General features: G+C 75.7%; 20 protein-coding genes. 4 read left to right on the top strand and 16 right to left on the bottom strand.

What is annotated here, in order from left to right:
• Positions 1-315: 315 nt before the first annotated feature.
• Positions 316-1,212 (bottom strand): NAD-dependent epimerase/dehydratase family protein, encoded by an 897-nt coding sequence (locus CAE01nite_RS15230; protein WP_222595952.1) that lies wholly within the window; start codon positions 1,210-1,212, stop codon positions 316-318.
• Between the two features lie 136 nt (positions 1,213-1,348).
• On the opposite strand from CAE01nite_RS15230, the gene CAE01nite_RS15225 reads away from it, so the two are divergent.
• The 4 genes from CAE01nite_RS15225 to CAE01nite_RS15210 all read left to right on the top strand — a co-directional run bounded on the left by CAE01nite_RS15225 (position 1,349) and on the right by CAE01nite_RS15210 (position 3,770).
• Positions 1,349-1,921: a TetR/AcrR family transcriptional regulator gene (locus tag CAE01nite_RS15225; RefSeq protein ID WP_222595951.1), complete on the top strand. Its 573-nt coding sequence runs from the start codon at positions 1,349-1,351 to the stop codon at positions 1,919-1,921.
• Between the two features lie 223 nt (positions 1,922-2,144).
• Positions 2,145-2,519 carry a cupin domain-containing protein gene (locus tag CAE01nite_RS15220; protein WP_146906293.1) on the top strand — a complete coding sequence of 125 codons (375 nt, stop codon included), beginning with the start codon at positions 2,145-2,147 and terminating at the stop codon, positions 2,517-2,519.
• Positions 2,516-3,232, top strand: coding sequence for a class I SAM-dependent methyltransferase (locus CAE01nite_RS15215; protein ID WP_146906291.1), 717 nt, complete (start codon positions 2,516-2,518; stop codon positions 3,230-3,232). The genes CAE01nite_RS15220 and CAE01nite_RS15215 overlap by 4 nt, the downstream gene beginning before the upstream one ends.
• A 16-nt stretch (positions 3,233-3,248) precedes the next feature.
• Positions 3,249-3,770 (top strand): GNAT family N-acetyltransferase, encoded by a 522-nt coding sequence (locus CAE01nite_RS15210; protein ID WP_222595950.1) that lies wholly within the window; start codon positions 3,249-3,251, stop codon positions 3,768-3,770.
• Positions 3,771-3,848: 78 nt separating this feature from the next.
• Here CAE01nite_RS15210 and CAE01nite_RS15205 read toward each other — a convergent pair whose 3' ends face one another.
• The 15 genes from CAE01nite_RS15205 to CAE01nite_RS18265 form a co-directional block, all read right to left on the bottom strand.
• Positions 3,849-4,283, bottom strand: coding sequence for a hypothetical protein (locus tag CAE01nite_RS15205; RefSeq protein ID WP_146906289.1), 435 nt, complete (start codon positions 4,281-4,283; stop codon positions 3,849-3,851).
• 92 nt (positions 4,284-4,375) lie between these two features.
• Positions 4,376-5,401, bottom strand: a complete 1,026-nt coding sequence (locus CAE01nite_RS15200; RefSeq protein ID WP_146906287.1) for an LLM class flavin-dependent oxidoreductase — start codon at positions 5,399-5,401, stop codon at positions 4,376-4,378.
• A 5-nt stretch (positions 5,402-5,406) separates the two neighbouring features.
• Positions 5,407-6,066, bottom strand: coding sequence for an NUDIX domain-containing protein (locus CAE01nite_RS15195; RefSeq protein WP_146906285.1), 660 nt, complete (start codon positions 6,064-6,066; stop codon positions 5,407-5,409).
• A complete protein-coding gene (gene pyrG / locus CAE01nite_RS15190; RefSeq protein ID WP_146906283.1) occupies positions 6,066-7,745 on the bottom strand; it encodes a CTP synthase in 1,680 nt (559 codons plus the stop codon). Before pyrG ends, CAE01nite_RS15195 begins: the two co-directional genes overlap by 1 nt.
• 170 nt (positions 7,746-7,915) lie before the next feature.
• Positions 7,916-9,025: a glycosyltransferase family 4 protein gene (locus tag CAE01nite_RS15185; protein WP_146906281.1), complete on the bottom strand. Its 1,110-nt coding sequence runs from the start codon at positions 9,023-9,025 to the stop codon at positions 7,916-7,918.
• Positions 9,018-10,754, bottom strand: a complete 1,737-nt coding sequence (gene murJ / locus CAE01nite_RS15180) for a murein biosynthesis integral membrane protein MurJ (protein ID WP_146906279.1) — start codon at positions 10,752-10,754, stop codon at positions 9,018-9,020. The genes CAE01nite_RS15185 and murJ overlap by 8 nt, the downstream gene beginning before the upstream one ends.
• Positions 10,751-11,767, bottom strand: a complete 1,017-nt coding sequence (locus tag CAE01nite_RS15175; protein WP_246131253.1) for a hypothetical protein — start codon at positions 11,765-11,767, stop codon at positions 10,751-10,753. The genes murJ and CAE01nite_RS15175 overlap by 4 nt, the downstream gene beginning before the upstream one ends.
• 2 nt (positions 11,768-11,769) lie before the next feature.
• The gene (locus CAE01nite_RS15170) at positions 11,770-12,819 is read right to left on the bottom strand and encodes a copper transporter (protein ID WP_146906277.1); all 1,050 of its coding nucleotides are present in this window, start codon (positions 12,817-12,819) and stop codon (positions 11,770-11,772) included.
• Between the two features lie 52 nt (positions 12,820-12,871).
• Positions 12,872-14,059: a putative cytokinetic ring protein SteA gene (gene steA / locus CAE01nite_RS15165; RefSeq protein ID WP_146906275.1), complete on the bottom strand. Its 1,188-nt coding sequence runs from the start codon at positions 14,057-14,059 to the stop codon at positions 12,872-12,874.
• Positions 14,060-14,065: 6 nt separating this feature from the next.
• On the bottom strand, positions 14,066-15,784 hold the full coding sequence (recN, locus tag CAE01nite_RS15160) for a DNA repair protein RecN (RefSeq protein WP_146906274.1): 1,719 nt from the start codon (positions 15,782-15,784) through the stop codon (positions 14,066-14,068).
• Positions 15,781-16,677: an NAD kinase gene (locus CAE01nite_RS15155; RefSeq protein ID WP_146906272.1), complete on the bottom strand. Its 897-nt coding sequence runs from the start codon at positions 16,675-16,677 to the stop codon at positions 15,781-15,783. Before CAE01nite_RS15155 ends, recN begins: the two co-directional genes overlap by 4 nt.
• Positions 16,674-17,603 (bottom strand): TlyA family RNA methyltransferase, encoded by a 930-nt coding sequence (locus CAE01nite_RS15150; RefSeq protein ID WP_146906270.1) that lies wholly within the window; start codon positions 17,601-17,603, stop codon positions 16,674-16,676. The genes CAE01nite_RS15155 and CAE01nite_RS15150 overlap by 4 nt, the downstream gene beginning before the upstream one ends.
• Position 17,604: 1 nt before the next feature.
• The gene (locus CAE01nite_RS18840; RefSeq protein WP_146906268.1) at positions 17,605-18,021 is read right to left on the bottom strand and encodes a hypothetical protein; all 417 of its coding nucleotides are present in this window, start codon (positions 18,019-18,021) and stop codon (positions 17,605-17,607) included.
• Positions 18,022-18,142: 121 nt separating this feature from the next.
• Entirely contained in the window at positions 18,143-19,168 is a 1,026-nt protein-coding gene (locus CAE01nite_RS15140) for an HAD-IIA family hydrolase (protein WP_146906266.1), read from the bottom strand.
• A complete protein-coding gene (locus CAE01nite_RS18265) occupies positions 19,165-20,277 on the bottom strand; it encodes a tetratricopeptide repeat protein (RefSeq protein WP_186816617.1) in 1,113 nt (370 codons plus the stop codon). Before CAE01nite_RS18265 ends, CAE01nite_RS15140 begins: the two co-directional genes overlap by 4 nt.
• Between the last annotated feature and the right edge of the window lie 1,653 nt (positions 20,278-21,930).

The raw sequence follows: 21,930 nt of genomic DNA, 5'->3' as shown, positions 1-21,930 counted from the left end.
CGCGGACCGGGAGCTGTGACGGCTGTCAGACGCACGGTGCGCAGGGGGCGCTGCGGACGGCCCGCAGGTGGCGCCAGGGTGCGCGGTGGTCGCCGCGCCTGCGGGCGACCGCCGCACGGATGCCCGTGGACCTGTCGGGGGCCGTGGCGCCGCACGGGCTCGCGGCAGCCGCGCGGCGTCGTTCGGAGCGGCGGGCTGCCTCCTGCAGCTCGGCGGCGCGGTGGTGGTGCAGTGCGAGGACGAGCATGGGGTCCATCGGGGGCTCCGGGTGGGTCGGTCGAGCATGGACGGCGATGCGGGAAGGAGGTCGGCCCGTCAGGCCACGGCCCGGGCCGTGTACGAGCCGGTGAGGAGGTCGTCGACGGCGCCGATCCGCGACGGCGTCCAGCCGAGCTGCCGGCGGGTGCGGTCGGCGCTGCATGCCTGGTCCAGGGCCAGGGCGTCGGCGAACGTGGAGCCCAGGGCGGCTCGAGCATCGTCGAGGTCCCAGGCGTCCGCCCCGACGGGAACTCCTGCCGCCACGGATGCCGCTCGGGCCAGGTCCACCACCGGGACGGCGTGCTCGGCGACCGCGTGCAGCACGGATCCTGCGTCCGCGCGCTCGACCGCGGCGACGTACAGGTCGGCGAGGTCGTCCACCTGCACCATCGGCCACCGCACCGGTCCGGCGCCGACGTACCTCCCGGTGCCGTGCGCACGCGCCTGGTCGACGAGCAGCGCCGGTATGCCGCCGTTGCGCCCGTGCACGATCGCCGGCCGGATGACCACCGATCGCACTCCGCTCCTCGCCGCCTCGAGCACGCGACGTTCGATGGCCGGCCGGTCCCGCACCAGCTCGATCGGATCCGTCGGCGTGGTCTCGTCCGCGAGCGCGTCGCCGGTGGCGCCGAGCACCCACACGCCGCTGGTGTAGACGAACGCTCGACCACTGCCCCGCAACGGGTCCAGCAACGCCTTCGTGGCGGCGTCATCGGTCCCGGCGTGGCCGGACGGCGCGCCGGCATGGACGACGGCGTCGATGTCCGCCGTCACGGCCGCCTGCAGGGACCGGGGGTCGGTCAGGTCGCCGATCCGGACCGAGGCCGCATGCGGCGGGCGAGGACGGACCGCTCCCGGTCGCACCAGCGCGACCACGTGATGACCACGGGCAGCCAGGTGCTCGGCGACCACCGCGCCGACGTAGCCTGTCGCGCCCACGAGGAGAACCTTCATGGCAACCACCTTCGATCTGGACTAGGGTCCGCTTATGACTCCAGACCGTAGCGGACCACAGTCCGCTTCGTCAACGACCGACTCGATCCCTCTGCACATAGCCGCGGCTCCTCACGCCCTCGGTGGTCCTGCAGCCATGCCGGTGCGGCGAGAGCGCGCCGATGCGGCACGCAACCGGCTGCGCGTGCTCGCCGCGGCCGAGGCGCTGTTCGCCGAGCAGGGCGTGGCCGACACGACGATGGACGAGGTCGCGGCTCGTGCCGGGGTGGGCAAGGGCACCGTCTACCGCCGGTTCGGTGATCAAGCGGGCCTGGCCGCAGAGCTGCTGAGCGAACGGGGGCGCGAGCTGCAGGAGCGGATCATGTCCGGCCCCCCGCCGTTGGGTCCCGGGGCTGAGCCCCAGGAACGCCTTGCCGCCTTCGCAGCGGCGTACCTGGAGTTCCAGGCGACACATCTCGACCTGGTCCTGCTCTCCGAAAGCGGGTCCGCCGGCTCCCGACTTCGCAAGGGGTCCTACGCCTTCTGGCGTCAGCACTGCGCGTGGCTGCTGTCCCAGGCCGGAGCAGTCGACCCTGCGCTGCGCGCCGAGGCGCTGCTCGCGTCCCTGTCGGCCGAGCAGGTCCAGGACTGGGTCGGCCGCGACGGCGCCGATGTCAGCGCGCTCGCCGCTGGTCTCGCACGCCTGGCTGCGACGCTGGCCACGGCATGACACGGCACGAGACCCACTGCTGCGAGTCCGTACCGGAGAGCTGCGCTCCCCCTCGGCCGCGTCACGGGCGAGCCACCCCGCCGGGATGCTGCGCGCGCCCGAGATCGACAGCCGCGTCGCGAGCACGGGCGACGCCCCAGGGTGTCGCGGGCGTCTCGGCGCGTGCCGTCCGCATGCTGGCGACCGGCTGGTTGCCGCGCGGGCGCCGCGCCAGGGTGGTGCGATGGCGACGGAGCAGGCGCAGCACGGTGACGAACGACCGCTGCTGATCGATCTGGTCGAGCTGCTCGCCGCGCACGGAGACCACACCTACCGGGAGTTCCTGCGCGTCCCGGCTCTCTCCCTCGGGCTGTTCGCCGCCCCGCCCGGGCACGAGGACACCCAGCAGCCGCACGAGCGGGACGAGGTGTACGTCGTCCTCGAAGGGCGAGCGGTCCTCGAGGTCAGCGGGACGCGGGCGCCGGTGTCGGCCGGTTCGGTGGCCTACGTACCGGCTCGCGCGCCGCATCGCTTCGTCCAGGTCAGCGAGGACCTGCGGGTGCTGGTCCTCTTCGCACCCCCTGATGACGTCCGCACCCTGACGGAGGCCTCCACATGACCGCCCCCACCGCGTCGTCCCCGGGCTGGCTGCTCGACGAGCTGCGCAGCGCAGGCCGGGAGAACCTCGACGCGGACCACGTCTCGCGCTACGACGCGAAGATGGACTCCGGCGCCGCCCAGGAGGTCGCGCTCCTGCGGAGCCTGGGGCTCACCGGCGAGTCGGTGCTGGTGGACCTCGGCGCGGGGACCGGGCAGCTCACCCTCGCCGCCGCTGCCGAGTGCCGGCGGGTGGTCGCCGTCGACGTGTCGCCCGCCATGCTCGAGCGCCTGCAGGCGCGCGTCCGCGCCGAGGCGCTGACCAACGTCGAGATCGCGCGTGGTGGCTTCCTCACCTACGACCACCGCGGCGAGCCCGCCGACGTCGTGTACACCCGCTACGCCCTGCACCACCTGCCCGACTTCTGGAAGGCCGTCGCCCTGGCGAGGATGCGCGCCATGCTGCGTCCCGGTGGGGTGCTCCGGCTCTCCGACGTCGTGTGGAACTTCGGCCCCGACGAGGCCCCCGAGCGCATCGAGGCCTGGTGCGCGACGGCCGGCACGCACGTGGAGGGCGAGTGGAGCCGCGACGAGCTCGAGGAGCACGTCCGCGACGAGCACTCCACCTTCACGTGGCTGCTCGAGCCGATGATCGAGCGCGCCGGCTTCACGATCGAGACGGCGACGTACTCCGACGACGGCATCGACGCCCAGTACGTGCTCCGCGCGGCCTGAGCGACCTGAGCGCGACGTGGACGTCGACACCGCGGCGCTGGACCGCCAGCCGTTCCTCCAGGGCCGTCTCCTGCGGCTCCGGCCGCTGCAGGCCGGTGACGTCGACGCCCTGTACCGCATCGCCGCCGATCCGCGGCTGTGGGAGCAGCACCCCGCCAAGGACCGGACCGAGGAAGCCGTCTTCCGCCGCTGGTTCGACGAGGCCGTGTCGAGCCGGGGGGCGCTGGTGGCCGTGGACACCGGCAGCGGAGAGGTCATCGGCACGTCGCGCTATGCCCTGCGTCCGGACGGCGCGGTGGAGATCGGCTGGACCTTCCTCGCGCACTCGCACTGGGGTGGCCGGTGGAACGCGGAGATGAAGCAGCTGATGCTCGACCACGCCTTCCAGGTCGTCGCCGAGGTCGTCTTCCTGGTCCACTCCGACAACGTGCGCTCACGACGAGCCGTCGAGCGGCTCGGGGCAGTCCGGATCGGCACCGAACCCGACAGTCACGGTCGGGGCGAGAACGACGTGTTCCGCCTCCGCCGACCTGAGTGAGTGAAGGGTCGCGCTCGGCGGACCTGGGCGCGAACCGGCCCCGGCGTCCGCGGCGCCACGCCCGACCGACGACCCGAGCTAGTGCTCCCCGGCCCGACCGAGCCGCCGGACGTGGGCGGCCGTGAGCACCCCGGTCAGCCCGGTCCACCCCACGAGCACGACCTGGAGGGCGACGTGCCGACGCGACAGGCCTGGCGCCCCGAGCCCACCGTCGAAGAACCCGGAGACGGCGCTCACCAGACAGGCCAGCGCCAGCACGGCCGCCGCGGCCCGCGCCGGGCGGCGTGGCGCCCGGACCGCCACCGCCGCGGTCACGACCTGGAGCAGGATCATGGGCAATGGCGCCGCGAGACGGGCGCGCGGCCCCCACGCCCCCATGCCGCGGTTGATCCCGTCCGCGATGGCGGTCAGCCCGCCGGCGAGGTCAAGCGCCACGAGTACCACGACGGCGCCGATGAGCCGCCGCGGGGGGTGCCCTTGGCGCCGGCCGGACGCCACCGTGTCGGTCTCCATGGACGGCAGGCTCCCGCCGTCGCCGGAGCGCCGTCAACGGCCGGCAGCCCCGGCCGGTCGACGCCACCGACGACCCGTCGGACCACCCGTCCTCAGGACGCCGGCGACCACCCCAGCGCCGGACCCAGACGTGTCGCCATGTCGGTGAGGATCTGGACGTAGTCCGCGTGCTCGAACGTGAACGGCAGGGCGAACGCGACCTCGTCGACCTCCCGGAAGCCGGCGTGCGCGTGAAGCTGAGCCGCGAGCTCCTCCGAGGTGCCGACGAGGTCCGGCGCGAACAGCAGACCGGCAGGCCCCTGCGGCGCCCGTGTGCGGGGCAGCCGGCCGGCGGCGTAGGCCGTGTACCGCTCGCGCTGGTCGGGCGTCGCGCTGTCGGTGGGGATCACCACGAGCCCCTGGGACACCCGCGCGGCCGGACCCGCGGGGTGGGCGTCCCGGAACGCCCGGACCTGCGCCGCCTGCACCTGCGCGAAGTCGACCGGGTCGTCCGGGCCGAGGGTGATCACGCTGCTGGTCAGCAGGTTCAGCCCGTTCTCGCCGGCCCACCGCGCCGAGCGCATGCTGCCGCCGCCGTACCACAGGCGATCGGCCAGTCCCGGCGAGTGCGGCTGGACGCGGTCGGAGAACTCCTCGGCACCGACGGTCACCGGCGCATCGGTCACCGGGACCCCTCGCACGTGGTCCACCAGCCGGCGCACCCGCTCGTAGGAGAAGTCCTCAACGTCGGCCGTCGCGGGGTACAGCGCGTCCTTGACGACGTCCCACCGCATCGGCGGACCGACGCTGACACCGGGGTTCAGCCGCCCGCCGGACAGCACGTCGACGGTCGCGAGGTCCTCGGCGAGCCGCAGCGGGTTCTCCCACGCGAGCGGCGTCACCGCGGTGCCGAGCGCGATACGGCGGGTCCGCTGCGACGCCGCTGCCAGGACGGCGACCGGTGAGGAGATCCCGTGCTGCAGGTGCCGGTGCCGCAGCCACGCGCTGTCGAACCCGAGCTCCTCCCCCAGGGCGATCAGGTCGAGCGTCGCCTCGTGGCCGCCGCGCGGGTCGGCGGGGTCGAACAGCCCGATGGTGAGGAAGCCCATCCGGCGCAGCGGCCGGTCAGGGGGTGGCACGGCCGTCAGCCCTCGACGCGACGCTCGGGCCACGGCGCGTCCGCCGGACGCAGCGTGTCCCAGCCGGCCGCCCTGGCCGCCGCCGCCGCCAGGACACCGGACACCGCGGACGGGTTGTGCAGCGCCCCGCCGAGCACGAGCGTCACGGCGTCGTCCAGCGGCACCCACTCGGCCACCATGTCGCGCTCCTCGTCCTCGCGCTCGAACCGGTCGCCGTCCGGCACGTCGGACAGGTCACGGGCCAGGTACACGCGCAGGGCCTCGTCGCTGGCTCCGGGCGAGGTGAAGTAGTCCACGAGCACGTCCCAGCGGGCGGCGGTCAGGTCCGCCTCCTCCGCCAGCTCGCGCGCCGCGGCGTCGCGGGCGTCCTCCCCCGAGACGTCGAGCAGCCCGGCCGGCACCTCCCACAGCTCGCGGCGCACGGGGTGGCGGTACTGGCTGAGCAGCAGCACGCGCTCCTGGTCGTCCAGGGCGACGACGGCGACCGCGCCGGGGTGCCGGACGAACTCGCGTCGCACCACGTCGGCCGCCGGCTCACCCGGAGCGGGCGCCGACCCGTCACCGCGCAGCGCCACCCGCTCCGCGACGACGTCGAACACCATGCCGTCGTGGATGACCTCGGTCTCGATCACCGGACGCGGCGCGAGCCGGTCGCGAGGAGGCATCAGGCCGCCTCGTCGTCGGCGAGCTGACGGGTCAGTGCCGCGCCGATGAGACCGGCGAACAGCGGGTGCGCCGACGTCGGGCGGGACTTGAACTCCGGGTGCGCCTGGGTGGAGACGTAGTACGGGTGCACCTCGCGCGGCAGCTCGACGAACTCGACCAGCTTGCCGTCCGGGGACAGGCCGGAGAAGACGAGGCCGGCCGCCTCGAGCTGCCCCCGGTAGGCGTTGTTCACCTCGTAGCGGTGCCGGTGGCGCTCGGTGACCCGCTCGGCGCCGTAGGCCTCGGCGACCACGGAGCCGGGGGCCAGCTCGGCCTCGTAGGAGCCGAGCCGCATGGTCCCGCCCAGGTCGCCCTCGCCGCCCACGATGGCGAGCTGCTCGGCCATCGTCGCGACGACCGGGTGCGTGGTGTCGACGTCGAACTCCGACGACGACGCGTCGGCCAGGCCGAGCACCGACCGGGCGTACTCGATGACCATGGTCTGCAGGCCCAAGCAGATGCCGAGCGTGGGGATCCTGTGCTCCCGCGCCCAGCGCAGCGCGCCGAGCTTGCCCTCGATGCCGCGGACCCCGAACCCGCCCGGGACGAGCATCGCGTCGGCGCCTTCGAGCGCGAGCCGTGCACCCTCGGGCGTCTGGCAGTCGTCGGACGTGACCCAGCGGATCGTGACCTTGGCGTCCTGGTCGAACCCGCCGGCGCGCAGCGCCTCGGTGACCGACAGGTACGCGTCCGGCAGGTCGATGTACTTGCCGACGAGCGCCACCTCGACCCGGTGGGTCGGGTTGTGCACCCGGTCGGTGACCTTGCGCCAGGCGTCCCACTCCACGTCGTGGAACGGCAGGTCCAGGCGCCGGACGACATAGGCGTCCAGGCCCTCGGAGTGCAGCACGCGAGGGATGTCGTAGATGCTCGGTGCGTCCGGGCAGGTGATGACGGCGTCGGTGTCGACGTCGGTCATCAGGCCGATCTTGTTCTTGATGGACTCCGGCAGGTCGCGGTCGGCGCGCAGCACGAGCGCGTCCGGCTGGATGCCGATGGACCGCAGCATGGCGACGGAGTGCTGGGTCGGCTTCGTCTTGAGCTCGCCGGACGGGCCGATGTACGGCACGAGCGAGACGTGCAGGAAGAACACGTTCTCCCGGCCGAGGTCGTGCCGGACCTGGCGCGCGGACTCCAGGAACGGCTGGGACTCGATGTCACCGACCGTGCCGCCGATCTCGGTGATGATCACGTCGACGTCGGGGCCCGCCTGGGCCCGCATCCGCTCCTTGATCTCGTCCGTGATGTGTGGGATCACCTGGACCGTGTCGCCCAGGTACTCCCCGCGCCGCTCCTTCGCGATGACGGTCGAGTAGATCTGGCCGGTGGTGACGTTCGCGGGCGCGGTGAGGTTGACGTCCAGGAAGCGCTCGTAGTGGCCGATGTCCAGGTCCGTCTCGGCTCCGTCCTCGGTGACGAAGACCTCGCCGTGCTGGAACGGGTTCATGGTGCCCGGGTCCACGTTGAGATACGGGTCGAGCTTCTGCATCGTGACCCGAAGTCCCCGGGACCGGAGCAAGCGGCCGAGGCTGGACGCCGTCAAGCCCTTGCCGAGAGAGGAGGCGACGCCTCCCGTGACGAAGATGTGCCGGGTCGTGTTGTCCGACCGCCCGGGGAGTCGCTTTGCTCGGTCTGCCACGGGCTTCCACTGTACGGCACCCTTCCGGGAGCGGGCGAGGCGGCCACGCCGTGACGGGCGCCACCCGGCCCCGCGATCCGGGGCCGGGCCGGCTGCGCGCGCCAACCAGTGGGCGCCGATCGGTGGGCGCCGACCGGTGGGCGACGGCGGGTGGGCGACGGCGGGTGACCCTAGGCGCCGTACACCCGGCGCAGCTGGTCGACGACGGCGGCCTCGTCCGGCAGGTCGGCGGCCCGCGCCAGGGCGCGGCGGCGCAGGTCCGCGCGTGCATCCGGGTCGTCGAGCAGCCGGCGGACCGCCCCGGCCAGCGCGGCGGCGTCGCCGACCGGCACCAGGACGGCGGCGTCGGCGGTGACTTCGCGCGTCCCGCCCGCGTCGGTGGCCACGACGGCGGCACCGACGGCCAGGGCCTCCTGGATCGCGAGGGGCTGGCCCTCCCAGACCGCGCTGGAGACGACGACGTCCGCGGCGGCCAGGAGGTCGGCGGCGTCGTCGCGACGGCCGAGGAGCCGCACCGGCAGGGCGCCGGCCGCGATCCGCTCGGCGAGCGGACCGTGCAGGGGTCCGTCACCGGCGACGACCCAGACGGGCGCCGTCCCGTCCCGCGCCAGCGACTGAGCGGCGCCCAGCAGGGTGTCGAGCCCCTTCTGCGGGGCGAGCCGCGCGACCGTCACGACCAGGGCCGTCCCCGGCTCCAGGCCGAGCGAGGTCCGGACGGCGGCCGGGTCGCGCGCCACAGGGGGTCGTCCCGGCGCCGGGACGAGCGCCCGCTCGGTGACCCGGGCACCCAGCCGGGACGCCCGGTCCACCAGGTCGCCGGACACCCCGAGCACCACGTCGGCGCCCCGCGCGACGACCTGCTCGAGGACGGCGGACACGGCCCGGACCGACCGGCCCCCGACGGGCAGGTTGTGCAGCGTCACCACGACCCGGGGACGGCGGGCGGGCGGCAGCGTCCGTGCCGCCACGACCGCCAGCGCGCCGGCCCGCAGCCCGTGCGCGTGCAGGACGTCGGCGCCGGCCGCCAGGGAGCGCAGCCGGCGGGCCGCCTCGGCGTCCTGGCGGCGGGGACGGTCGGAGATCTCGACGGCGTCGAACCCGACCGGTCCCCCGGGTGGCGTGAGCACGTCCGCGAGGGCCGCGGGTGCCGCGACGCGGACGGTCCAGCCGGGGCCCTGCGGCGCCGGGGCGCTCGTCGCCTGCGCGACCTGGCGCACGTGCCGGGCCACTCCCCCGGCGCTGGACCCCAGGACCTGCAGGACGCGCAGCGGCTCAGGCACCGAACCCCTCCCCGGGCTCGGCCGGACCGGTGCCGGCGGCCGGGACGCCGGCGGGGCGCGCGGCACCGCCCCCACCCTCACCCGCGGCCTCGCTCCCACCCTCGCCGCGGTCGGCGTGGCGCAGGTCCCGCACGGCACCCCGGTCCAGCGCGACCACGGCCACGGCGACGAGGACCGCGGCGAGCACCGCCCCTGCCGCGCCGGACCCGAGCGCGGCGGCCACGCCGGAACCCGTCGCGCCGGCGAGCGCGTCCGTCAGCCACCGACCCGCCACCGCCGCGACCGCCCCGGCGACCGCCAGCACGAGCAGCGTGCGGGGGACGCCGTGCAGGGCCCGCGCACCGGCGGCGCGCCGGACGGCGACCAGGAGCGCGACCCCGGCCAGCGTCATGCCGAGGGTGTTCGCGGCGCCGAGCGCGGTCAGCGTGGCCGGACCGTCCGGCGTCGCCCGGACCACGACCGAGCACAGCACGACCGAGGCGACGACCGCCAGCAGCCAGCCGGCAGCGGTCGCCAGCACGGCCGGACGCCCCCGCTCGAGCGCGTACAGCGCCCGGGACAGGTGGAACAGGAGCGCGAACCCGAGAACGCCCGGTGCCATCCAGGTCAGCGCCGGACCCATCGCCAGCGCCAGGTCGGGGTCGCCGCGGCCGATCGCACGGAACAGCTCGCCCACCGCAGGAGCGGCGGCCGCCAGCGCCGCCGCCCCCACCGCGGCGACGACGAGCACCGCCCGGGTCGTCACGGCGGCCATGGACGCGTACCCGTCCAGGTCACCGGTCGCAGCCCGGCTCGCCAGCCGCGGGAAGGTGCTGGTCGCGAGCGGCACGGCGAGCACCGCGTACGGCAGGACGTACACCGCCTGGGTGTACTGGAACACCAGGTAGGTGCCGGTCCCGCCGCTGCGGTTCGCGAGCCACAGCACCGTGACCACGGCGGCCTGCTGCGCGAGGAGCGCACCAACGCCGGCGAACGCCAGCGACCGGGTCCGCACGGCCACGCCGGGGGGGAAGCGCAGCGTCGGGCGCAGCCGGACGCCGGTGCGGCGCAGCGGCAGCAGCAGCGGCAGGCTCATGGCGGCGACGCCCGCCGTCGTGCCCCATGCCAGCCACGCCAGCGCGGCGGCCGGGACGCGTGACGGGTCGTCGATCTCGCCGTCGGCCAGCGCCCCGAAGGCGACGTACGCGGCGATCACGACGACGCTGGAGAGCAGCGGCGCCAGCGCCGGCCACAGGAACCGGCGGTGCGCCTGCAGGACACCGACCAGCACCACGCCGACGCCGTACAGCGGCACCTGCACGGCGAACACGAGCAGGAAGTCGGCGACGAGGTGCCGCTCGACGGAGCCCGCGCCCCGGCCGGTGAGGAGCCCGGCCAGCGGGTCCGCGACCAGTGCAAGCAGCACCGCGACCGGCACCAGGACGACCAGCGCCCACCCCAGCATCGCGGACGCGATCCGGTCGACGTCACCGCGGACGCCGCGGGCCAGCGGACCGGCGATGACCGGGATCAGGGCACCGGCGAGCGCCCCGCCGGCCGCGACCTCGAAGAGCACGTTCGGCACCGTGTTCGCGGACGCGTACGCCGTGCCGATCGACCCGTACCCGACGGTGCCGGACTGGACGAGCCAGCGGCCGAACCCGAGCACCCGGCTCAGGACCGTCACGACGGCGATCAGGGCTGCCGCCCCGGCGAGCCCGCCGAGGGTGCGGCGGGCGCGCCCGGTCACGCGCCCGAGCCCGCGCCTGCGGCCGTGACCGGCACCGCGTCCGTGACCGGGACCGGCGCGCTCCCGACGGGCGTGGCGCGCTCCGCCCCGGCCCGGCGGCCCCACTCGTCGAGCTCGCGCAGCAGGGGCCGGGACGCGATGACCTGGGTGAAGCTGACCCGCTCGCTGGCGAGCGTGAGCGCCACGACCGCGCCCAGGACACCGAGCCGGACGGGGCGTGGCGCGTCCAGCACGACCGCCGTGCCCAGCAGCGCGCCGACGGCGTTCGCCCCGCCGTCACCGAGCATGTCCCGCTCCGCGAGGTCCCGGCGCAGCGCAGCGGTCGCGGCACCGACGACGGCGGCTGCCGCCCCCGCCCCGCGACCCCCGGCCAGCGCGAGCGGCCCCGCGCACAGGGCGGCCAGCTTGAGCGCGCGGCCGGGCCGCAGGTCCAGCAGGTTGACGAGGTTCGCCGTCCCGGCGATCAGCGCTCCGGACGCCAGCACGTCCACCGCCCGCCCACGCCCCGTCGTCGGGGCTCCCGCACCCGGGCGCGGGGTGGCGACCAGGGCCGCGAGCAGCGAGGTGGACCCGATGCCGAGCACCTTCAGGCCCCCGGTGGTCACCCGGCCCCGGGCCAGCGCACCCAGGTGCCCGCTCAGTCCCTTGGTCCGCACGGCGGTGTCCTCGGTGAGGTCGTCGAGCAGGCCGAACGCGGCCCCGCCCGCCGTCGCGAGCGTCGCCGCCACGGCCGCGCGAGGGCTCCCGCCGCCCACGGCACCGGCCGTCAGCAGTCCCGCCGCGGTCGCGGGGCCCTCCAGCAGGCTCACCGGCTCGCCGCGGTGGTTGGTGCGGGTCCATCGCGTCCCGGACGTCAGCGGCGCCCGGGCTGCTCCGGGTCGGTCGTGGGACGCCCCCGCCGGGACGCCGGCGCCACCGGGCGACCCGCTCGCCACGGCTCGGTCGAGCCCCGCGCGGACCGCCCGCGTGACCGCGTGCGCGACGACGCCGGCACGGAACGGATGCGGAGCCACGGTCAGCCGGCCGAGGTCTCGGCGTCGGCCGGAGCCTCGGCCGGGGCCGGGGCCGCCTCGGGGACCACCGGGGTCCGGACGACCGCCGGCAGCGTGACCGGCTCGGGCACCGCGGTCAGGCCGTCGGCGAACCCGTAGTGACCGACCCGGCCGCCGATGTGGGCGTTGAGGGCGAGCGGCACCGACACCTGGCCGGTCACGGTGCCGAACCCGGTCACGGTGCTGAGGCCTGCTGCGAGGTCGCCGTCGGCGAGCACCGTGGTGACGAGGTCGCCCGGGACGGTGGTGTCGCCGGCGAGCACGGCACCCTCGGACCGGGCCTCGGCGGCGGAGACGATCGCGACGTGCGCGGCGACGACGTCGGCGTCGGGCTCCGGGGCGGCGTCGTCCTCGTCCTGGGCCTCCGGCTGGTCCGCCACCAGCACGACGACGGCGTCGGCCGGGGCGGCGACGGGCTCGGCGACGGTGATGAGCTCGCTCTCCCCGCTGGCCAGCAGCTCCAGGATGATCCCGGCGGGCTCGGAGAGCTGGTCCGGTGCGGCCGGGTCCGCCCCGGTGAGGCCCTGCGCGAGCGCCTCGGCGAGCTCGGCCTCGGTGCCCGCGCCCGTCGCGGGGGCCGGGTCGAGGTACGTGACGAGGTTGGCGGCGAGCGCCTGGCGGAAGCTGCGCAGTGTCGGGTCGGTCCACAGGTCGGTGACCTGGACGCGCGCGCTGACCGTCGCGCCGGCGTCCGCCAGCTGCTCCTCGACGCCGACGCGCGACTCCTCGTCGACGGCGCCCAGGCTCACCACCGCGACGCGCCGGTCGGTGAGGGTGCCGGCGAGCAGCCGCGGCGCGGCGCCCTCGAGGAACACGCCCTGGCGGTCGGCCGTCGTCCGGGACCGGTCGAGCTCCGCCCGCAGCGCGTCCCGGTCCTGACGCAGCACCTCGACCTGCCCGGTGAGGGTGTTGCCGATCGTCTGCTCCAACGGTCCGGCGCCCAGCGCGATGCCGACGGCGAGCGCCAGGAAGACCGAGATGAGCGAGACGATGTGGTACCTGAAGTCGATCACCGGGCTGCCGTTCCGTGTGAGGTGGTGCGAGGGACGCGTGCTGCCCGGCAGGTCACGAGGACCCGCCGACCAGCTGCCCGACCCACGAGAAGACGTCGTCGACCCGGGCCATCACCAGCGCGATGAGCGTCTGCCCCGCCTCGGTCGCCGCCAGCGCCACGCCGAGCGCGAAGAGCCCGGCGAGCACGAGGAAGAAGAGCTGGAGGTTGGAGATGCGGTGCCGGTAGAGCCGGGAGACGCCCTTGGCGTCGACGAGCTTGCTGCCCACCCGCAGGCGGGTCAGGAAGGTGCTGGCCATCCCGGAGCGGCCCTTGTCCAGGAACTCGACCAGGGTGGCGTGGGTGCCGACCGCGACGATGAGCTCGGCCCCCTTGTCGTCGGCGAGCAGCATCGCGACGTCCTCGCTGGTCCCGGTCGCCGGGAAGACGACATGCGGGACGCCGAGCTTCTCCACCCGCTCGACCCCCGGCGCCCGACCGTCGCGGTAGGCGTGGACGACGATCTCCGCGCCGCAGGTCAGGGCCCGGTCGGACACCGAGTCCATGTCCCCCACGACGAGGTCGGGACGGTAGCCGGCCTCGAGGATGGCGTCCGCGCCGCCGTCGACCCCGATCAGCACGGGCCGGTACTCCACGATGTACGGCCGCAGCGTGGCCAGGTCCTCCTTGTAGTGGTACCCGCGCACCACGATGAGCACCTGGCGACCGTCGATGACCGTCGTGATGTCCGGGACGCCGACGCCGTCCAGCAGCAGGTCACGCTCGCGGCGCAGGTAGTCCATCGTGTTGGCCGCGAACGACTCGAGCTGGACCGAGAGCCCGGCGCGTGCGTCCTCCAGGTTCCGCTCGATGGTCTCGCTTGTCTGCTCCACGCCCTCGGCGACGATGTGGTCGCCGTCGTAGACGACGCCGTCCTCGACCCGGACGACCCGGCCCTCGGTGAGCGACATGACGTCCGGCCCGAGGTCGTCGACCAGCGGGATGCCCGCGGCGTGGATGATCTCCGGTCCCAGGTTCGGGTAGCGCCCCGAGGTCGACCGGGCGGCGTTGAGCACGGCGGCCGGCTGGCACGCGACGAGCGCCTCGGCCGAGACCCGGTCGATGTCCAGGTGGTCGATGACGGCGACGTCGCCCGGGCGGAGCCTCTTCGTGAGCGCCTTGGTGCGGGGGTCGACCCGGGCCGGCCCGGCGGTCCCCGGGGTCTCAGGAAGGGGCGCGCTCCTGCGCAGCGTCAGTCTCATCGCCTGTCATCGTCCCACGCCCGACAGCTCGAGGAGCTCAGCGGCGTGCTGCCGCGCGGCGTCGGAGTCCTGCCCGGACAGCATCCGGGCCAGCTCCCGCACCCGGTCGGCGCCGGTCACGGTGCGCACGCCGGACTCGGTGACGGCGTCCTCACCGTCCCCCGTGCCCTTGGTCACCACGAGGTGGGTGTCGGCGAACGCGGCGACCTGCGCGAGGTGCGTCACCACGAGCACCTGGGCGTCGGCGGCGAGCGCGGCGAGCCGCCGCCCGACCTCCACGGCGGCCTTGCCACCCACGCCGGCGTCGACCTCGTCGAACACGAAGGTCGGCGGCCGGTGCGCACCGGACTCCGGTGACGTCGCCAGCGCGACCTCGATGGCGAGCATGACCCGTGACAGCTCGCCGCCGGACGCACCCCGGCCCAGCGGGCGTGCGGGGGCACCGGCGTGCGGGACGAGCAGCATCTCCACGACGTCACGGCCCCACGGCCCCGGCTCCTCGGCCTCCGCGACCTGCACGAGCAGCGTCGCACCGCCCATCGCCAGCCCGGCCAGCTCCTCGGTCACCGCGGCGGCGAGCGTCTGGGCCGCCGCCCGGCGGCCGGACGTCAGCCGGTCGGCGAGCCCGTCGAGGGTGCGGGTCAGCTCGGCGCGGCGCTCGGTGAGCGCGGCGAGCCGGTCGCCGCCGCCGTCGAGCTCGAACAGCCGCTGGCTGGCGGTCTGCGCCCAGGCGAGCACCGCGTCGACGTCCTCGCCGTAGCTGCGGGTCAGCTGCCCGAGCTGCGCGCGGCGCTCCTGGACGGCGGCCAGGCGCAGCGGGTCCGCCTGCAGGTCCTGCAGGTACCCGGACAGCTCGGTGGAGACGTCGGCGAGCAGGTACCCCAGGTCCGCGAGCCGGCCGGCGAGCGCGGCGAGCACCGGGTCGTGGTGCCCGGCCTGCTCCAGCAGCCGGCGGGCGGCGTCGACGGCGACGACGGCGGTCGCCTCGTCCGGGCCGTCGTCCGAGCCGGACAGCGCGGCGTGCGCACCCGTGGCGGCGGACCGCAGGTCCTCGGCGTTCGCGAGGCGCTCGGTCTCGGCGGCGAGCTCGACGTCCTCCCCCGGCTGCGGGTCGACACGCTCGACCTCCGCCAGCCCGAGCCGGAGCAGCTCGGCCTCCCGCGCCCGGTCCTGCGCCCGGGTGGTCAGGTCGTCGATCTCCTCGTCCAGCCGGGCGCGCTCCGCCCAGGCGGCGCGGTACCCGGCGAGGGTCCCCGCGTGGTCGCGGCCGGCGAACGCGTCCAGGGCCTGGCGCTGCCGGGCCGGCGAGCGCAGCCGCGCCTGGTCGGTCTGGCCGTGCACGGTGACGAGGTCGTCGGCGAGCTCGGCGAGCACCGCCTGCGGCACGCTGCGCCCCCCGAGGAACGCGCGCGAGCGGCCCTCGGCCGCGACGGTCCGCAGGACGACGAGCGTCCCGTCGTCGTCCAGCTCCGCACCGGCGTCCCGGGCCCGCTCGGCGACGGCGGAGTCCGACGGCACGGCGAGCCGGCCCTCGACGGCCGCGGACCGCTGCCCGACACGCACCGCCCCGGTGTCGGCCTTGCCGCCGAGCAGGAGGTTCAGCCCGGTGAGGACCATGGTCTTGCCCGCACCGGTCTCGCCGGTCAGCACCGTCAGCCCGGCGCCCAGGGCGACGTGCGCCCGGGAGATGACGCCGAGGTTGTCGATCCGCATCTCCTCGATCACGGCGCGACCCCGCGCGGCACGTCCCCGGGGTTGCGGCCGCGCCAGCCCTCGACGGGCAGGGAGAACTTGCTGACGAGCCGGTCGGTGAACGGGGCGCGGCTGAGCCGGGCGAGCCGGACCGGCACCTCGCTGCGCCGGACCTCCACGCGCACCCCGGACGGCAGCGGGAACCGGCGCCGTCCGTCGCACGTGAGGACCGCGGTCGACGTCGAGCGGGCGAGGACCTCCACCGCCAGGACGCTGCCCGGGCCCACCACCAGCGGCCGGGCGAACAGGGCGTGCGCGGAGACCGGGACGAGGATCATGCCGTCGACGTCCGGCCACACCACCGGACCGCCGGCGGAGAACGCGTACGCGGTCGAGCCGGTCGAGGTGGACATCACCACGCCGTCGCACCCGAACGAGGACAGCGGGCGCCCGTCGACCTCGACGACCACCTCCACCATCCGGTTGCGGTCGGACTTGTCCACGGTCGCGTCGTTGAGCGCCCACGAGGTCACGAGGGTGTCCGGCTCGCCGGGGACCAGGGCACGGACGTCGAGCGTGCCGCGCTCCTCCACCTCGAAGTCGCCCGCCGCCATGCGCCGCACGGCCTCGCTGACGTCGTCGCGCTCGCTCTCGGCCAGGAAGCCGACGTGCCCGAGGTTGACGCCGAGCAGCGGGATGGAGGTCTCCCGGGTCATCTCCGCGGCACGCAGGATCGTCCCGTCACCGCCGAGGACGATCGCCATCTCCACGTCGGTGAGGTCCACGGGCGCGGCCCCGTCGTGCGGCTCGAACGCCGCCTGCACCGGCTCGATGCCCGCGTGCTCGAGCTCCCGGACGGCCTCCGCGGTCGCGGTGACGGCCTCCTCGCGTCCTCCGTGGGTCACCACGAGCGCACGCCGTGTCATCGCCCACCTCCGCTCGTCGCGCTCGAACCCGTGCCCGAGCTCCAGGTCGCTCCCTCGCCGGTCGGCCCCTCCGCCACCGCGCGCTCCACGAGCCGGCGCAGGTCTGCGTCGGGTCCGTCGTGGTCTGCCACATCCTGCCTGGTGCCGCCCACACGCGCGTCGTCGCCCTGCGCCTCGGACGCCTGCAGCCACAGGAAGTACTCGACGTTGCCGCCGGGGCCCGGCAGCGGGCTCGCCACGACGTCGCGCACCTGCAGGCCGGCCCGCAGCGCCGCGAGGGCGACGTCCAGGACGGCTCCCGTCCTCAGCGCGGCGTCCCGGACGACGCCGCCGGTGCCGAGCCGCTCGCGGCCCACCTCGAACTGGGGCTTGACCATGAGCAGCAGGTCGCCACCCGGGGCGACGACCTCCGCCAGCGCGGGCAGCACGAGGGTCAGGGAGATGAACGACAGGTCTCCCACGACCAGCTCGGGCCGCGGCTCGACGTCCGCGCGCGTCAGGTGGCGGACGTTGACCCCCTCGCGCGCGGTCACCCGGGGGTCCTCGAGCAGCCGCGGCACGAGCTGCCCGTGCCCGACGTCGACGGCCGTCACGTGCTCGGCGCCGCGCGTCAGCAGGACGTCGGTGAAGCCACCCGTCGACGCACCGGCGTCCAGGCAGCGCCGACCGACCACGCGGGGTCCGTCGGGACCGAGCGCGTCCAGGGCGCCGGCCAGCTTGTGACCCGCGCGCGACGCGTACTGCGGACCGGACCCGTCGGCCGCGACGTCGATCGGCTGCTCCGGCGCGACCGGCACCGAGCTCTTGGCCGCGACGGCACCGGAGACCTGCACCCGGCCCGCGGCGATCAGCTCGCCGGCATGGCGCCGGGAGCGCGCCAGGCCGCGCCGGACCAGCTCGGCGTCCAGGCGTCCGCGATCGGGCACGTCAGTCCTCGACGTCGGCGAGACGGTCCTGCAGGGCGGCGTGCACGGCGTCGAAGACGGCGACGTGGTCGCGCACCGGCAGGTCCTCGAGCCCGGCCAGCCGTGACAGCGCCTCGTCGACCGCGGCGTCGCCGGTGGAGTCGGGGTCGTCGGTGGGGTCGGGCTCGTCGGACGCTCCGGTGGGAGTCGGCGCAGGAGCCGGCGCTGGTCCCGGCGTCAGCCGCGCGCCCGACGTCGGCGCTGGTCCCGGCGTCGGGCGCGGGCTCGGCGTCGGGACCGGACCCGGCGTCGGCCGCGCGCCCGGCGTCGGTACCGGACCCGGTGTCGGGACGGGACCCGGCGTCGGGACGGGACCCGGCGTCGGGACGGGACCCGGCGTCGGGCGCGCTGCCTGGTCGGTCCGGTCGTCGTCGTGCACCGCTCTCCCCTGCCGTCCTCGTCGTCCTGCGTCCTCAATCCGCCCGCGCCGCCCCGATCCGTTCCCTCGCACCCGGTCGTCGGGCGGGCAGCCGCAGCCACGCTAGCGGCCACGGACGCGCTCAGGTCCCCGGGACCGCCAGCTCGGGGACGGACGCGGCGTCCACCGGGGCGCCGTCGTCCGCGGCAGCCCAGGCGGCGGCGCACGCGGACCGCAGCAGGTTCAGCTCTGTGGTGTCGCCCGCCGCCGGACGCAGCTCCAGACGCCCGTCGACGACCCGGGCCGCCGCCCCGCGCGTCGTCCACCAGCCCTCGGCGGTGGCCTCGGGCGCGGGGTGCGCCTCCAGGACCGACAGCAGGTCCGCGCCGACGAAGTACGGACGCTCGCTCGGGTGGGCGAGCACCGCGTCCCGGCCGCTGTTGATGCCGGTCAGGACGTGCAGGCCCGGGTACCCCGCAGCACGAGCGCCGCCGAGGTCGGTGTCCAGCCGGTCGCCGATTACCATCGGGGCCGACGCGCCGGCGCGCTCGACGGCGAGCCGGTACATCGTCGGCGACGGCTTGCCCGCGCTGTCCGGGACGACGCCCGTCGCGGCACGCACGGCACCGACCAGCGACCCGTTGCCCGGCGCGATGCCGCGGGCCATCGGCAGGCTGAGGTCCAGGTTGCTGGCCACGTGCCACGCCCCGCGCTGCACGGCGTACGCGGCCTCGGCGAGCTGGGTCCAGCCGACCTCGGGGGCGAACCCCTGGGCGACCGCCTCGGGCTCGTCGTCCGCTGACGTCACGACCGTGAAGCCCGCGTTGCGGACGGCGGTCAGCAGCCCCGCGCCGCCGACGACGAGCACCTTGGCACCGGGCCGCAGCCGGGTGCTGAGCACGCCCGCAGCCGCCTGGGCCGCCGTCATGACCTCGTCCGGACCCGCAGGGATGCCGAGCTCGGTCAGCTGCGCCGCGACGGACTCCGGCTCGCGCGAGGCGTTGTTGGTCACGAAGACCAGGCTCATCCCGCGGGCGCGGGCACCGCCCAGCCCCTCGGCGGCGTTCGCGATGGGGTCGTGCCCGCGGTAGGCGACGCCGTCCAGGTCGACGAGCGCCAGGTCGTAGCGCTCGGCGAGCGGGACGTCGCAGCCGATGAGCCCGGTCACCGGTGCTCGTCCGAGTTGCTGTCGGCGGCGTCGGTGTCGGTCGCGTCGACGGCGTCGACCGTCCCGGCGCCGTCGATGACGGTGTCGGCGGTGTCGCTGTCGTCGGCGGCGTCGACCGTCCCGGCGCCGTCGGCCCGGGTGTCATTCGGCCGGTCGGCGTCGCCGTGGTCGGCGGGCTCTGTTGCGGCCACGTCGTCGGCGTCAGCAGCGTGCTCCGCCGCCGCGACGTCGTCGACGGCCACGGCGGCGTCCGCTGTCGCATCCGTGTCGACGTCGTCGACCCCAGTCCCCTCGCCGTCGCCCACGTCCGCGGCGTCGCCCGGCTCCGGGGAGCCGTCGGCGTCGTCCACGTCGTCCGCCCCGTCCTCGCCGTCGTCCTGGTGCGACAGGACGCCGCCCGAGCCAGCCCCGTCGCCCTCCGGGTCGTCATCGTCGGCCAGGTCCCAGACGACGACGTCCTCCTCGACCTCGCCGGCCGCCTCGGCGAGCTCCGCAGCGGAGAAGGCCGACAGGACCGCGGCGGCGTCGTCCGCGCGACCCAGCGCCTCGAGCGCCGTGGCCTTGGCGTGCGCGACCCGGACCGCGAGCAGGCCGTCCTTGGCGCCGACACGTGCGGCAGCGCCCGTGCTGAGCACGGCCAGCGCGGCCTCGGCCTCGTCTAGGTCCAGGCGTGCGCCGCTGACGACCATGGCCAGCTCGACCTGGTCGTCCGGCTCGAGGGACTCCGCCTCGTCGGACGCGGCCAGCGCGATCGCCCGCTCCGGTCGGCCGAGGCCACGTTCGCAGTCCGCCATCACGGCCAGGTGCTCCGAGGAGCCGTTGAGCCGGCGCACAGTCCGAAGCTCGCGCAGGGCCTCGGCGAAGCGCCCGGTGCGGTAGGCGGCCAGTCCGGCAGCCTCCCTGACGACATCCACCCGGCCGGCACGGCGCACCGCCGCCTGCGCGTGCTCGTAGGCCAGCTCCGGTTCGGTGTCCAGCAGGCGCCCGGTCATCACGAGGTGCAGGGCGACCTGCTCGGCGTTGTCCTTGCTGAGCGTGCGCAGCCGTGCCCGGACGGCCCGGTCGAGGTCGGAGGCGTGCACGTCGTCCGGGATGTCGGGCGAAGGCACCCGCTCGCTCTGCGGCGGGCGCGTCAGCCGCGGGGCGTCGTCGGAGAAGCTGCGGCGAGGCGCCGACGACGCTCCGTAGCCGCTTCCGGCCGGACGCTGCCCGCGGTCCGGGCGGTCGGACGACGGACGGAACGGACGGTCGGGCCGGTCACCGGTCGAACGGCCCCCACGGTCTGGGCGGTCACCCGACGGACGGTACGGACGCTCGGGGCGGTCCGACGACGCACGGTACGGACGGTCCCCCGCATCCCGCGACGGACGGTCGGGCCGGTCACCCGAAGGCCTGAACGGACGCTCCGGCCGATCACCCGACGGCCGGAACGGACGGTCCGGGCGATCACCCGACGGCCGGAACGGACGCTCGGGGCGATCACCCGACAGCCGGAACGGACGGTCCGCGGCACCACCCGACGGCCGGTAGCCCCGCTCGGGCCGGTCACCCGAGGGCCGATAGGGACGGTCGGACCCGGCGCTCGTGCGGGGCTCGAACGAGCCGCGCCCGCCACCGCTACCCGGGCGTCCACGCTCGGCGTCGTCGCGTCCGCGGAAGCCGCCCGCCTGACGGCCACCGGTGCCGCGCCGGTCGCCGTCCTCGCGCGGCCGGTACGGGCGCTCACCCGGTCCGGAGCTCCGCTGGTCCCTCTGGTCGCGGCTCGCAGGCGCCTGTCGGTCCCGGTCACCGCCGAGAGCCGGGTTGCCGGACCGCGCCGCGCCTCGAGGCCCCCCCGACGCGAAGCCACCACGGCCTCCGCCCGCGCGCGGCGCATCCCCGGTCGAGGGGCGCCGGTCCTGCCAGCCCCCGCGCTCGCCGGCGGAACCGCGCCCGCCGGTCGCCGCACCGGTACCGCGTGCGCCCGCGCCGGCACCACGCGGACTTCCGCTCCGCGGGTAGCCGCCGCCCGCCTGACCACTTCCGCGCCCTGCGTCACGGCCTGCGCGTGCGTCCCGGGATCCGCGGTCGTCCCCGCTCCTCGAGTCGCTCGAGCGACCTGCGTCCGCGTTCACGTGTGTGTCCCCTCATCGAAAGCAAAGACCCATCGTCTCATCGCGAGCATCGCCCCTGCGCGCCGGCCGACGAGAACGCCGTCACACTCGGCCCGCCTCGCTGGACCAGCATGACGGCGCACGGACGCGGTGACACCAGCCGGCTTCCAGTGCGCAGTCGAGCCCCTCTCGAGCAGGTCGCCGCCCCCCGGACTTACCGCGAGATACGGCCCGCGCACGCAGATGCGGACCGCGAGCGGCGGGGACGACGCCCCAGCCGTCCACGCCGGCGCGGCGGGAGTCCGTAGCACGACGCCTCGTCGGCGTACCCGCCGCGGGCGGCAGCGGGTCACCTCTCCCGCAGGCTCTTGACGCCGCGCCGGCAACGGCGTCGGTCCGCCACTCCATCACGGCGCCCGCACAGCTATGCGTCCTGACGTCGTCGCCGAGTTGCCGACGGACGTCGACGCCGCGCCCGCGACGACCTTGTCGCCGCTCGGCGCCGCAGCTCTCGCGCGCGCCACGATCTGAGCGTGCCTGCCGACATCATCGCGTGACGCCGTGAGCGCCTTGGGCTCGGGCCACCACGGTCACATGAAGCCAGCGAATGCCCGACTGAAACGACAAGGAGAGCCACCCCGGTCGGGGTGGCTCGATGTTCCTCGTCCT

The sequence above is a fragment of the Cellulomonas aerilata genome, from assembly GCF_007991755.1.
GTDB lineage: Bacteria > Actinomycetota > Actinomycetes > Actinomycetales > Cellulomonadaceae > Pengzhenrongella > Pengzhenrongella aerilata.
Note: the sequence above shows the minus strand (reverse complement) of the source record. Positions and strands in the feature narration are given on the sequence as shown.

Bases quoted from the DNA above. Each gene is read 5' to 3' on its own strand.
- CAE01nite_RS15230 (WP_222595952.1), bottom strand. From the start codon at position 1,212: ATGAAGGTTCTCCTCGTGGGCGCGACAGGCTACGTCGGCGCGGTGGTC.
- CAE01nite_RS15155 (WP_146906272.1), bottom strand. From the start codon at position 16,677: ATGACACGGCGTGCGCTCGTGGTGACCCACGGAGGACGCGAGGAGGCC.
- CAE01nite_RS15205 (WP_146906289.1), bottom strand. From the start codon at position 4,283: ATGGAGACCGACACGGTGGCGTCCGGCCGGCGCCAAGGGCACCCCCCG.
- CAE01nite_RS15215 (WP_146906291.1), top strand. From the start codon at position 2,516: ATGACCGCCCCCACCGCGTCGTCCCCGGGCTGGCTGCTCGACGAGCTG.
- CAE01nite_RS15225 (WP_222595951.1), top strand. From the start codon at position 1,349: ATGCCGGTGCGGCGAGAGCGCGCCGATGCGGCACGCAACCGGCTGCGC.
- steA (WP_146906275.1), bottom strand. From the start codon at position 14,059: ATGAGACTGACGCTGCGCAGGAGCGCGCCCCTTCCTGAGACCCCGGGG.
- CAE01nite_RS15195 (WP_146906285.1), bottom strand. From the start codon at position 6,066: ATGCCTCCTCGCGACCGGCTCGCGCCGCGTCCGGTGATCGAGACCGAG.
- CAE01nite_RS15220 (WP_146906293.1), top strand. From the start codon at position 2,145: ATGGCGACGGAGCAGGCGCAGCACGGTGACGAACGACCGCTGCTGATC.